Here is an 11,880-nt window from a genome sequence, read left to right on the forward strand (position 1 = left end):
ATGGGACGACGATGACTCAGGCGCAGGAGGACCACGGGCAGAACGGGGCGGGACCGGCCGTGCCGCAGACCCGCACCGCACGCCACCGCCGGATCGTGGACATCCTCAACCGGCAACCGGTGCGCTCGCAGAGCCAGTTGGCGAAGCTGCTGGCCGACGACGGGCTGAGTGTCACCCAGGCGACGCTCTCCCGGGACCTGGACGAGCTGAACGCGGTGAAGATCCGCAACACCGACGGCGACCTCATCTACGCGGTGCCGAGCGAGGGCGGTTTCCGCACCCCGCGCGCCCCGCTCGGAGGGTCGGCCAAGGAGGAGCGGATGCGGCGGCTGTCGCAGGAGCTGCTGATCTCCGCGGAGGCCTCCGCCAACCTCGTGGTCCTGCGCACCCCGCCGGGGGCCGCCCAGTTCCTGGCCTCGGCGATCGACCAGGCCGAGCTGCAGGACATCCTCGGCACCATCGCCGGCGACGACACGCTCCTGCTGATCAGCCGGGACCCCACCGGCGGTCAGGCTCTCGCGGACCACCTGCTGAGGCTCGCCCAGAACGGCAACTGAGGCATCGCGGAGGGGGCGTACCCGCATCGGTACGCCCCCTCCGCCACGCCTGCGCCCGGCGCCCGGTCCGATCCGGCCGGGCGGGCCGGATCAGCCCAGCCGCGCCGCCAGACCTCCCGTGCAGCGCACCTCGTCGCCCGCCGTGATCAGCAGGGCCTCCACGTCCGGGAGGGACTCCAGCCAGGCCAGCCCCTCCCGCGAACCCATCGCGAAGGCGGCCGTGGCCCAGCAGTCCGCCCAGGTCAGCCGCGGGGCGACCACCGTGACGGCCACCAGGTCGGTCACCGCGGAGCGGCCCGTGCGGGGGTCCACGATGTGGGCGCCGCGCTCGGCCGTGCCCGAGGTCGCGACGGCCAGCTCCGCCGCCCCGGCCGTGGAGATCACCGCGGCCAGCCCGCCCGGCCGGAGCGGGTCCGACACCCCGATCCGCCAGGGCCGCCGCGGCTCGGGCGCGCCGAGCAGCTGGACGTCCCCGCCGCCGTTGACGCTGACCCCGCTCGCGCCGGCCGCCGCGATCCGCCGGGCCGCCCGTTCGGCCGCCCAGCCCTTGACGATGCCGGTCGGGTCGAGCCGCCCCTCGTAGCGCAGGCTGAACCAGCCGTCGCTGGCGCGCTCGGCCTCGGCGCCGAGACCGAGCACCTCGGCGACCTCGGGCTCGCACTCCTCGACGGTCAGCTCGCCGCGCGCCAGCCGGGAGACCTGGCTGTCGTCGCGGTAGGTGCTGAACACCTCGTCGGCCCGCCGCAGCCCGGCGACGGCCTCGCCCAGCGCCGCCCGGACCTCATCAAGTTCCCCGCCGCGGACGTCGAAGGAGAAGACGGTCCCCATGACCTCCTCCACGTGACGCACCGCGGCGGGAGTTCCTGCCGGCTGCTCGGCCACGGCCTCAGCCACCGGCCTGGTCCAGCGCCGACTGCAGCGACTTCTTGTAGCCGCCGCTGGTGTAGGTGGCCCCGGACACCGCGTCGATGTCCGCGCTGCCGGCCGCGACCGCCTCCTGGTTGAGCCTGGGCACGGCGAGCTGGGTCTTCTGGCTGCTGAGCCCGCCCTGGGGGGCCTGCACCGCGTCCGCCTTGGTGATCTTTCCGCCGCTCACCGTGACACGGACCTGGACCGGACCGTACTGGGTCTGGACGACCTTGCCGGTGACCGTGCGGGTCCGGGAGGAGCCCGAGGAGGACCCGGAGGAGCCCGAGGTGCCCGAGGCGCCGGAGGACCCCGACGAGCCCGAGGACGCGGCGGAGCCCGGGGACGTCGCTCCGGACGGCGTGCCGCCGCCCTTGTGGGCGGACGAGGAACCGCCGGACGCGGACCCGCCGGACGAGGACCCGGCCGTCTTCATCCGGTCCAGTGCCGACTGGAGCGACTTCTTGTAGCCGCCGCTGGTGTAGGTGGCCCCGGACACGGCGTCGATCCGCGCGCTCTGCGCGGCCACCGTCTCCTGGTTGAGCCTGGGCACGGCCAGTTCGGTCTTCTGGCTGCTGAGCCCGCCCTTCGGGGCCTGCACGGCCTCCGCCTTGGTGATCTTTCCGCCGCTCACCGTGAGGCGGACCTGGACGGGCCCGTACTGCGTCTGGGCCACGGTCCCGGTGACCGTGCCGTCACCGGTGCCCCGGGCGCCGCCCTGGGGCGAGTCCTGCGCCGACGCGGTCTGCTGCGGCGCCGCGCCGCCCGCCGCCGCGGCGGAGGCCGGGTCGGACGCAGGCTTCAGCGACAGCAGCAGCACGATGCCGGAGACGGTGGCGGCACCGGCGAGCACGGCACGTCGGACGGGGTGGCTCTTCCTCATCGCTCCTGAGCTCCTGAATTCCGTGAAGTCCGGATGGTCGGGGTTCCCGTCGCTCACATCTCGAACGACTCGTGATGGATACGGCGGGCGGGGACCCCCGCGCCGCGCAGCGCCTCGTACACCGACTGCGCGAAGCCGTTCGGCCCGCACATGAAGACGTCGTGGTGGTCGATGTCGGGGATCTTCCGCCGCAGGGACTCGGCGGAGATGTCGGGGCGTTCCCCGTCCGGGCTGTTGACCGCGTACATCAGCCGGGCGCCGCGCTCGTCCGCGATCTTCGCCAGCTCGTCCCACAGGGCCAGGTCCTGGGTGCTGTTGGCCCGGTAGAGCAGGGTGATGTCCCCGGCCGCGCCGGGCAGCGTCTCGAACAGCGCCCGCATCGGCGTGATGCCGACACCGCCCGCGACCAGCAGCACCTTGCCGCGGCTGCGCCGGGACGCGGTCAGGGCGCCGTACGGGCCCTCCGCCCACACCCGGGTGCCCGGGGCGAGCTCGCGCAGCCGGGCGCTGTGGTCGCCGATCGCCTTCACGGTGATGCGCAGCAGGTCCGGGCGGGGTGCCGCCGACAGCGAGTACGGGTGGGAGCTGAACCGCATCCCCGGCGCCAGGAACCGCCAGCGGAAGAACTGCCCGGCCTCCGCGCCCATCCGGTGCAGCTTCCTGCCGCCGATCAGCACGGACACGATCCCCGGCGTCTCCTCGATCACCGCCTCGACCCGCATCCGGTGCTTCAGGTTCAGCCGGATCGGGGTGAGGATCCGGTACCAGACCACCAGCGCCGTCACCGCGCCGTACAGCCCGTACCAGAAGGTCTTGGCGGCCGGCTCGACGGCGAAGTCGTTGCCGGTGGTGATCTGGTGCCAGAAGGTGAGGAACACCGCCGCGTAGGTGAACAGGTGCACGTGGTACCAGGTGTCGTACGGCATCCGGCGGCGGACCGGGCCGATCGAGACCAGGCCGATCACGATCAGCAGGCCGGTGCCGACGGCGGCCTTGCCCATGTCGGGCAGCTGGTTGATGGAGTCGACGGTCTGCTGGACGATGTCGCCGAGCGTCTTGCCGGCCTGCAGCGCGTAGCCCCACATGGTGAGGAAGACGTGCGCGAGGACCAGGCAGAGCGTGTAGCGGCCGCTCATCGCGTGCCAGCGGGCGACCCGGTCGGAGCCCACCCGCTGTTCCAGGGCGGGCACCCGGGCCATCTGCAGCACGACCAGCGCCATGAGATAGCCGGCCAGCAGGCCGGTGATCCGGCCCGCGTTGAGGATCCGCCCGCCGGTGCCCGCGACGGACGGGGTGTTCGTCCACCACAGCCAGAGCACGGCCGCCGCGCCCGCCCAGACGGCGAGCAGCAGCGGAACGGCGGGGGAGCGGCGCGGCCGGATGCGGCGCATCGTCTGGCGCCGGGCGGCGCGGCCTCCTGCGAGCGTGGTGGTCACGGTTCCTCCGTGGACGGGGCAAGGGGGGTGGCGTGGTCCCTTGGCCCTGCAATACGTGCCGGGGCGGCGGTGCGTTCAGCGCCCGGCGGATGTTCAGAGTCCGGCCGAGTCCAGTGCGGACTGGAGTGACTGCCGGTAACCGTCGCTGGTGTAGGTGGCGCCCGACACCCCGTCGATCCGGGCGCTCTGCGCGGCCATCGCCTGCCTCCTCAGCTGGGGGATCGCGTAGCCGCTGATCTGCTGGTCCCGGGGGTTCTCCGAAGGGTAGGAGACCGCGGTCACATCGGTGATCTTCCCGCTCTTCACGGTGATCCGCACCTGGACCGGGCCCCAGCGGGTCTGCACCGTCTGCCCCGTGACGGTCTTCGTCCCCGTGCTCCTGCCGCCGGACGACGACCCGCCGGACGACGACCCGCCGGAGGACGACCCGGATCCGTCCGACCCGGCCGTGGCGCCGGAGCCGCTGGAGGCGGCGGGGGCGGGTGCCGCGGCGATCTCCGGCGGCGTGTGCGGTTTCAGCGACAGCAGCATCACCAGTCCGGAGACGGTGGCGGCGCTCGCCAGCACGACGCGGCGCAGCGGACGGTTCTTCTTCAACGCGTGCAAGGGGACCTCACAGCTCGAACGACTCGTGGTGGATACGCCGGTCCGGCACTCCGGCGGCGCGCAGCACCCGGTACAGGTCCTGGGCGAAGGCATGGGGACCGCAGATGTAGACGTCGTGTCCGGGGAGGTCGGCGACGGCGCCCCGCAGGGCCTCGACGGTGAACGGCGGCCGCTCCCCGCGCGGGCCGTTGAGCGCGTACAGCAACCGCGCACCGCGCCACCGCGCGACCGCCTCCAGCTCGGCGCCGAGGGCGAGGTCCTCCGCCGTGCGGGCCCGGTACAGGAGCGTGACGTCACCGGGCAGCGTCTCGAACAGCGCCCGCAGCGGGGTGATGCCGACCCCGGCCCCGATCAGCAGGGACTTGTGCGAGGTGCGCCGGTCGGCGGTCATCGAGCCGTAGGGGCCCTCCGCCCACACCCGTGTGCCCGGCCGCAGCAGCGGCACGGCCGCGCTGTGGTCGCCGAGCGCCTTCACCGTGATGCGCAGCAGGTCCGGCCGCGGCGGCGCCGACAGCGAGTACGGCGTGGACGTCCAGCCCATGCCCTCGCCCAGGAAGCGCCAGCGGAAGAACTGCCCCGGCTGCGCGCCGAGCTCGTCGAGCCGGTGTCCGCGCATCACGACCGAGTAGACGCCGGGCGCCTCGTGGTGCACGGACTCCACCCGCAGCCGGTGGCGCAGGTTCAGCCGTACCGGGGCGAGGAACCGGAACCACACCACCAGGGCCGCGACGCCCAGGTAGAGCGCGTACCAGGTGCCGGTGGCCAGGAGATGGCCGTTGAACTCGTTGCCCAGCGCGAGCTGGTGCCCGAAGGCGAGGAACACCGCCGCGTAGGTGAGCAGGTGCACGTAGTACCAGAACTCGTAGCTGGTGCGGCGGCGCACCGCGCGCGCCGAGGTGATCCCGACCGCGAGGAGGACGACCGTGCCGGCCGTGGCCTTCAGCATGTCCGGGTAGTCCATGACCACCGTGACCGCCTCGTGCCACAGGGAGGCGCGGTCCTGGGCCGCGTACCCGGCGAGGATCAGCACCACGTGCGCGACCAGCAGGCAGATGGTGTACCGGCCGGCCATCGCGTGCCAGCGGGCCACCCGGTCCGAGCCGACCCGCCGTTCCAGCAGCGGGACCCGGGCCATCAGACCGACCAGCACCGCGCAGGCGTACCCGCACAGCAGTCCGGCGATCCGGCCCGCGCCGGTCAGCCAGCCCGCGGTGCCCACGACCGAGTCCGTGCCGAACCACCACAGGGCGATCACCGCGGCGGCCCCGGCCCACAGCGCCATGAGCACGGCTGCGGCCGGGGAGCGCCGGGGGGCCGGCGGTACGGGCGGAGCAGCCCGCCGCTCTTGGACCGTCGTCATGGTTCGCGTCCTTTCACCTGTCCAGGACGCAACTGTGCGGCGCCAACTTCTGAGGGCGCTCTGAGACGCCGGGCCCGCCCGGCCGCCCCATAGGGAACTCAGAGCGGACTCTGAGCGGGGTCTCACCGGGATCTCACGGAGATCTCACGCGGGACCCGCCGCAGGTGCCCGCACGGCGTCCGAAGGGCGCTCGACGGCGGTCCGCCGGGTGATCGGTGGGCTGTCCGTGCGGTTCCGCGGGCTTCACGGCGTGGGGTCACTCACAGGAAACTCAGAGGGACGGGCCTCGCGGAGAGGTCGCGCGGCGGGGGATGCTGGAAGGGCCATGAACCATTCCCCCGCCCCCTCGACCGGTCCCGCCCGCCCCGGTCCGCACGCCCTCACCCGGCCCGACGGCAGCCCCATACGGGTCCTCGTCGTCGACGACGACCCCGACCTCGCCGAGGTCCTCAGCGGCGCGCTGCGCTACCAGGGCTGGGAGGTGCGCTCGGCGGGCGACGGCGCGGGAGCCGTCGCCGAGGCCCGCGACCTGCTGCCCGACGCGGTCGTCCTCGACGTGATGCTCCCGGACACCGACGGCTTCGCCGTGCTGCGGTCGCTGCACGAGGTGAAGCCGGACGTCTGCGTGCTCTTCCTCACCGCGCGGGACGCGGTGGAGGACCGCATCGCGGGGATCACCGCCGGCGGCGACGACTACGTGACCAAGCCCTTCAGCCTGGAGGAGGTCGTCGCCCGGCTGCGCGGACTGATGCGGCGCGCCGGCATGGCCCGGCAGGTGGAGGAGGACGGGCCGCGGCTCACCGTGGGGGACCTGGTCATGGACGAGGACGCCCGTGAGGTCACCCGGGGCGGAGAGCTGATCGAGCTGTCCCCGACCGAGTTCGAGCTGCTGCGCTTCCTGATGGACAACCCCCGGCGGGTGCTCAGCAAGGCGCAGATCCTCGACCGTGTGTGGTCCTACGACTTCGGCGGTCAGGCCCATGTGGTGGAGCTGTACATCTCCTACCTGCGCAAGAAGGTGGACGCGGGCCGCGAGCCGATGATCCACACGGTGCGGGGGGCCGGTTACGTGCTGAAGCCGGCGGTGCGATGAGGGCGGTGTGGGCGAAGGCGGGCCGATGGCTCGGGCGGCTGCCCCGGCCTCGCACCCTGCGGGCCCGGCTGACGGCGGGCCTGGTGGTGCTGCTCGCGGTCAGCTGCGCCGCCGTCGGCGTGGCCGCCGTGGTGGAGCTCGACGGCTTCCTGACCAGCCGCGTCGACCAGCAGCTGCGCGACGTCGGAGCCCGCTACCCGGCGAGCCTGGAGCACGGCGTGCCGCCCCGCACCGACCACGACGGCGACGAGCACGGCGACACCCGCCGGCAGGCGTCCGGCACCTTCGGCGCCCGCCTGCTGCACGGCCGGGTGACCAACGCCGCCGTCGTGCCCGGCGTGGACTCCGACGACTCCACCGACCTGACCGCCCGGCTGACCCCGCACGACCAGGCCGAGCTGGCCCGGGTGCCGCTCGACGGCACCGCGCACACCGTCGGCCTGTCGTCCCTGCACAGCTACCGCGTCGTCGCCACCCGCGGCGAGGACGGCGACGTGCTGATCACCGGTCTGCCGCTGGAGCCGGTGGAGGCCACCGTGCGCCGCCTCGAGCTGGTCGCCGCCGTCGTGTTCGGCGCGGCCCTCGCGCTGGCCGGTGTCACCGGGGCCCTGTGGGTGCGCTGGTCGCTGCGGCCGCTGAGCCGGGTCGCGGCGACCGCCACCCGGGTCAGCGAGCTGCCGCTGGCCAGCGGTGAGGTCGCGCTGCCGCCGCGGGGCCCGGAGTCCGACCCGCGCAGCGAGGTGGGCCGGGTCGCCACCGCCTTCGACCGGATGCTGCACCACGTCGAGGACGCGCTCACCAAACGGCACGCCAGCGAGGAGCGGCTGCGCAGCTTCGCCGCCGACGCCAGCCACGAGCTGCGCACCCCGGTCGCCTCCGTCCGCGGTCACGCGGAGCTCGCCCTGCTGCACCCCGGGCCGGTGCCGCCCGAGGTCACCCGCGCGCTGGAGCGCATCGCCGCGGAGTCCGCCCGGATGGGCGTGATGGTCGACGAGATGCTGCTCCTGGCCCGTCTCGACGCGGGCCGGCCGCTGGAGCGCCGCCCGGTCGACCTGACCCGTCTGGTCCTGGACGCGGTGACCGACGCCCGCGCCGCCGGCCCCGGGCACGGCTGGACCATGGAGCTGCCGGAGGAGCCGGTGACGGTGACCGGCGACGCCCACCGGCTTCAGCAGGTGCTCGCCAACCTGCTGGCCAACGCGCGGCTGCACACCCCTGCCGGCACCAAGGTGACGGTGTCGCTGGAGACCGACGGCCCGGCGGCCGTCCTCCAGGTGCGCGACGACGGCCCCGGTGTCCCCGAGGAGGTCCAGCCGGGCGTCTTCGAGCGCTTCACCCGCGCCGACCGCCGCCGCAGCGGGGCCTCCGGGGGGGCCGGAGCGGGCCTCGGCCTGTCGATCGTGGCGGCGGTGACCGAGGCGCACGGCGGAAGCGTGGAGCTGGAGTCCCGCACGGGGGCGACGACGTTCACGGTGCGCCTCCCGCTCGGCTGAGCGGCTCAGGCGGTGGACGGCGGGAGCGGCAGCGGCAGCCCGGGAAGTCCGTCCAGGCTGGTGGCCACGTGGTCCTTCCCGGCGAAGTACGCGCTCAGCGAGGTGTCGTCCTCGCGCGCGAACCGCTTGCCGTGCAGGTCGCGGTCGGCCTCGTAGGCCATGAAGGGCACCGCGTAGCCGCAGGTGTCCCGCACCAGTTCGGCGCGGACGACGACGATCGCGCGCAGCCCGTGCGTGGACGGGTCGATGTCCGGGAAGCGGGCGAGTAGTTCCCCGAAGCGCGGGTCGTCGCGGAAGACCGGCTCGCCCCGGCCGTGCACGCGGACGATGTTCGGCGGCCCCTGGAAGGCGCACCACATGAGGGTGATCCGCCCGTTCTCCCGCAGGTGCGCCACGGTCTCCGCGTTGGACCCGGCGAAGTCCAGGTAGGCCACGGTGTGCTCGTCGAGCACGGCGAAGGATCCCCTGAGGCCCTTGGGGGAGAGGTTGACGGTGCCGTCGCCGGACAGCGGGGCGGTCGCGGTGAAGAAAAGGGGCTGCGCCTCGATGAACGCCCGCAGCCTGCCGTCTATGCGCTCGTAGGTCTTTCCCATGCCGACCGATTATCGAGGTGTTTCCTTCGGCTGTCTAAGGACTTGGCCGAGAACGATCGTGCGGTGGCCGCCCCGGCCGGCGCTGCTTCGGGGCGGCCACAGCGCGAGGTACGGGAAAGCGGCTCCGCGTGTTCACGCCCGATGAGATTGACGAATCATGCAGACTCCTGCATACTCATGCATGTTCAGCGAATGCACTGTGAGGAGAAACCCGTGACCGAGCGCGTCGTACTCGCCTACTCAGGCGGTCTGGACACCTCCGTCGCCATCGGCTGGATCGCCGAGGAGACGAGCGCCGAGGTCATCGCCGTTGCGGTCGACGTCGGCCAGGGCGGCGAGGACCTGGACGTCATCCGCAAGCGCGCGCTCGCCTGCGGTGCCGTCGAGGCCGAGGTCGCGGACGCCAGGGACGAGTTCGCCGACGAGTACTGCCTCCCGGCGATCAAGGCCAACGCCCTCTACATGGACCGCTACCCGCTGGTCTCGGCCCTGTCCCGGCCGACCATCGTCAAGCACCTCGTCGCCGCCGCCCAGAAGCACGGCGCCACCACGGTCGCCCACGGCTGCACCGGCAAGGGCAACGACCAGGTCCGCTTCGAGGCGGGCATCGTCGCCCTCGCGCCCGACCTCAAGTGCATCGCCCCGGTCCGCGACTACGCGATGACCCGGGACAAGGCCATCGCGTTCTGCGAGGAGAAGGACCTCCCGATCGCGACCACCAAGAAGTCCCCGTACTCCATCGACCAGAACGTCTTCGGCCGCGCCGTCGAGACCGGCTTCCTCGAGGACATCTGGAACGCCCCGATCGAGGACATCTACGAGTACACCCAGAACCCGGCCCTCCCGCGCGAGGCCGACGAGGTGATCATCACCTTCAAGGAGGGTGTCCCGGTCGCCGTCGACGGCAAGCCCGTCACCGTCCTGCAGGCCATCCAGCAGCTCAACGAGCGCGCCGGCGCCCAGGGCATCGGCCGGATCGACATGGTCGAGGACCGGCTGGTCGGCATCAAGTCCCGCGAGGTGTACGAGGCGCCGGGCGCGATCGCCCTGATCACCGCCCACCAGGAGCTGGAGAACGTCACCGTCGAGCGCGAACTGGCCCGCTACAAGCGGCAGGTCGAGCAGCGCTGGGGCGAACTGGTCTACGACGGCCAGTGGTTCTCCCCGCTCAAGCGCGCCCTGGAGGGCTTCATCAACGAGGCCAACCAGCACGTCTCCGGCGACATCCGGATGACCCTGCACGGCGGCCGCGCCGTCGTCACCGGCCGGCGCTCCGAGTCCTCGCTGTACGACTTCAACCTGGCCACCTACGACACGGGCGACACCTTCGACCAGGCCGCGGCCAAGGGCTTCATCGACATCTACGGCCTGTCGTCGAAGATCGCCGCCAAGCGCGACCTGGCCTGACCGCCCGACCCGCCGGGGGCACCCCGCACGGACTAGCCTGGCAACCGTCTCCTCGCTCCCGGGTGGGGAGGCGGTGGCACATCCAGACCCTCGAGGAGCAACGCAGTGAGCAGCAACAGCGGTGACGTACGGCTCTGGGGCGGCCGGTTCGCCGACGGTCCCGCCGAGGCCCTGGCCAAGCTGTCCGCGTCCGTCCACTTCGACTGGCGGCTCGCGCCCTACGACATCGCCGGCTCGCGTGCCCACGCGCGCGTGCTGCACAAGGCGGGGCTCCTCACCGACGACGAGCTGACGAGGATGCTCGCGGGCCTGGACCGGCTCGAGGCGGACGTGGCGTCCGGCGACTTCGTCGGCACCATCGCCGACGAGGACGTCCACACCGCTCTGGAACGCGGCCTGCTGGAGCGCCTCGGCCCCGACCTCGGTGGCAAGCTGCGCGCCGGCCGCTCCCGCAACGACCAGGTCGCCACCCTGTTCCGCATGTACCTGCGCGACCACGCCCGGATCATCGGCGGCCTGATCGCCGACCTCCAGGACGCGCTGATCGGGCTGGCCGATGCCCACCCCGACGTGGCGATGCCCGGCCGCACCCATCTTCAGCACGCCCAGCCGGTGCTCTTCGCCCACCACGTCCTCGCGCACGTGCAGTCGCTGTCCCGGGACGCCGAGCGGCTGCGCCAGTGGGACGAGCGGACGGCCGTGTCGCCGTACGGCTCGGGAGCCCTGGCGGGTTCCTCCCTGGGCCTGGACCCCGAGGCGGTGGCCGCGGACCTCGGCTTCGAACACGGCAGCGTCGGCAACTCCATCGACGGCACGGCCTCCCGTGACTTCGTCGCCGAGTTCGCCTTCATCACCGCGATGATCGGCGTGAACCTCTCCCGGATCGCCGAGGAGGTCATCATCTGGAACACGAAGGAGTTCTCCTTCGTGACCCTGCACGACGCGTTCTCCACCGGCTCGTCGATCATGCCGCAGAAGAAGAACCCGGACATCGCGGAGCTGGCCCGCGGCAAGTCCGGCCGGCTGATCGGCAACCTGACGGGGCTCATGGCGACCCTCAAGGCGCTGCCCCTCGCGTACAACCGGGACCTGCAGGAGGACAAGGAGCCCGTCTTCGACTCCTGCGACCAGCTGGAGGTCCTGCTCCCGGCCTTCACCGGCATGATGGCCACCCTCACCGTGCACCGCGAGCGCATGGAGGAGCTGGCCCCGGCCGGCTTCTCGCTCGCCACCGACATCGCCGAGTGGCTGGTCAGGCAGGGCGTGCCGTTCCGGGTGGCGCACGAGGTGGCCGGCGAGTGCGTCAAGGTCGCCGAGGCCGAGGGCAAGGAGCTGGACAAGCTGACCGACGAGCAGTTCGCGGAGATCTCCGCCCATCTCACCCCCGAGGTGCGTACGGTCCTCGACGTTCCCGGCGCCCTCGCCTCCCGCAGCGGCCGCGGCGGCACCGCACCGAGCGCGGTCGCCGTCCAGCTCGCCGAGGTGAAGGCGGACGTGGCGGCGCAGCACGCCTGGGCCAACGCCAAGCAGCCGAGGAAGTAGCAGG

The 11,880-nt window shown here is 72.9% G+C and carries 11 protein-coding genes; 5 read left to right on the top strand and 6 right to left on the bottom strand.

Features of this window, described 5'->3' with window-relative positions; translation table 11 throughout:
- The first annotated feature begins 11 nt into the window (after positions 1 to 11).
- Positions 12 to 557 (top strand): arginine repressor, encoded by a 546-nt coding sequence (locus tag ACIQ9G_RS27175; protein WP_403614405.1) that lies wholly within the window; start codon positions 12 to 14, stop codon positions 555 to 557.
- Between the two features lie 90 nt (positions 558 to 647).
- On the opposite strand, the gene ACIQ9G_RS27180 is transcribed toward ACIQ9G_RS27175, so the two are convergent.
- From ACIQ9G_RS27180 to ACIQ9G_RS27200, 5 genes are all read right to left on the bottom strand, one after another.
- A complete protein-coding gene (locus ACIQ9G_RS27180) occupies positions 648 to 1,385 on the bottom strand; it encodes an FAD:protein FMN transferase (RefSeq protein WP_403614407.1) in 738 nt (245 codons plus the stop codon).
- Positions 1,386 to 1,443: 58 nt separating this feature from the next.
- Positions 1,444 to 2,346 (bottom strand): FMN-binding protein, encoded by a 903-nt coding sequence (locus ACIQ9G_RS27185; RefSeq protein WP_403614410.1) that lies wholly within the window; start codon positions 2,344 to 2,346, stop codon positions 1,444 to 1,446.
- 53 nt (positions 2,347 to 2,399) lie between these two features.
- The gene (locus tag ACIQ9G_RS27190; protein ID WP_403614413.1) at positions 2,400 to 3,782 is read right to left on the bottom strand and encodes a ferric reductase-like transmembrane domain-containing protein; all 1,383 of its coding nucleotides are present in this window, start codon (positions 3,780 to 3,782) and stop codon (positions 2,400 to 2,402) included.
- Between the two features lie 93 nt (positions 3,783 to 3,875).
- On the bottom strand, positions 3,876 to 4,388 hold the full coding sequence (locus ACIQ9G_RS27195) for an FMN-binding protein (RefSeq protein WP_403614416.1): 513 nt from the start codon (positions 4,386 to 4,388) through the stop codon (positions 3,876 to 3,878).
- A gap of 7 nt (positions 4,389 to 4,395) precedes the next feature.
- Positions 4,396 to 5,748 (bottom strand): ferric reductase-like transmembrane domain-containing protein, encoded by a 1,353-nt coding sequence (locus ACIQ9G_RS27200; protein ID WP_403614418.1) that lies wholly within the window; start codon positions 5,746 to 5,748, stop codon positions 4,396 to 4,398.
- Positions 5,749 to 6,073: 325 nt separating this feature from the next.
- Between ACIQ9G_RS27200 and ACIQ9G_RS27205 the strand changes: the two genes are divergently transcribed.
- The gene (locus ACIQ9G_RS27205) at positions 6,074 to 6,841 is read left to right on the top strand and encodes a response regulator transcription factor (protein ID WP_403614420.1); all 768 of its coding nucleotides are present in this window, start codon (positions 6,074 to 6,076) and stop codon (positions 6,839 to 6,841) included.
- The gene (locus ACIQ9G_RS27210; protein ID WP_403614423.1) at positions 6,838 to 8,334 is read left to right on the top strand and encodes a sensor histidine kinase; all 1,497 of its coding nucleotides are present in this window, start codon (positions 6,838 to 6,840) and stop codon (positions 8,332 to 8,334) included. The genes ACIQ9G_RS27205 and ACIQ9G_RS27210 overlap by 4 nt, the downstream gene beginning before the upstream one ends.
- Positions 8,335 to 8,339: 5 nt before the next feature.
- On the opposite strand, the gene ACIQ9G_RS27215 is transcribed toward ACIQ9G_RS27210, so the two are convergent.
- Positions 8,340 to 8,927 (bottom strand): pyridoxamine 5'-phosphate oxidase family protein, encoded by a 588-nt coding sequence (locus tag ACIQ9G_RS27215; protein ID WP_403614425.1) that lies wholly within the window; start codon positions 8,925 to 8,927, stop codon positions 8,340 to 8,342.
- Between the two features lie 213 nt (positions 8,928 to 9,140).
- On the opposite strand from ACIQ9G_RS27215, the gene ACIQ9G_RS27220 reads away from it, so the two are divergent.
- Both ACIQ9G_RS27220 and argH read left to right on the top strand, forming a co-directional pair.
- A complete protein-coding gene (locus ACIQ9G_RS27220) occupies positions 9,141 to 10,334 on the top strand; it encodes an argininosuccinate synthase (RefSeq protein ID WP_403614427.1) in 1,194 nt (397 codons plus the stop codon).
- Positions 10,335 to 10,439: 105 nt separating this feature from the next.
- Positions 10,440 to 11,876, top strand: a complete 1,437-nt coding sequence (gene argH / locus ACIQ9G_RS27225) for an argininosuccinate lyase (RefSeq protein ID WP_403614429.1) — start codon at positions 10,440 to 10,442, stop codon at positions 11,874 to 11,876.
- Positions 11,877 to 11,880 lie beyond the last annotated feature (4 nt).

The sequence above is a fragment of the Streptomyces sp. NPDC096152 genome (assembly GCF_044763235.1).
Classification (GTDB): Bacteria; Actinomycetota; Actinomycetes; order Streptomycetales; family Streptomycetaceae; genus Streptomyces.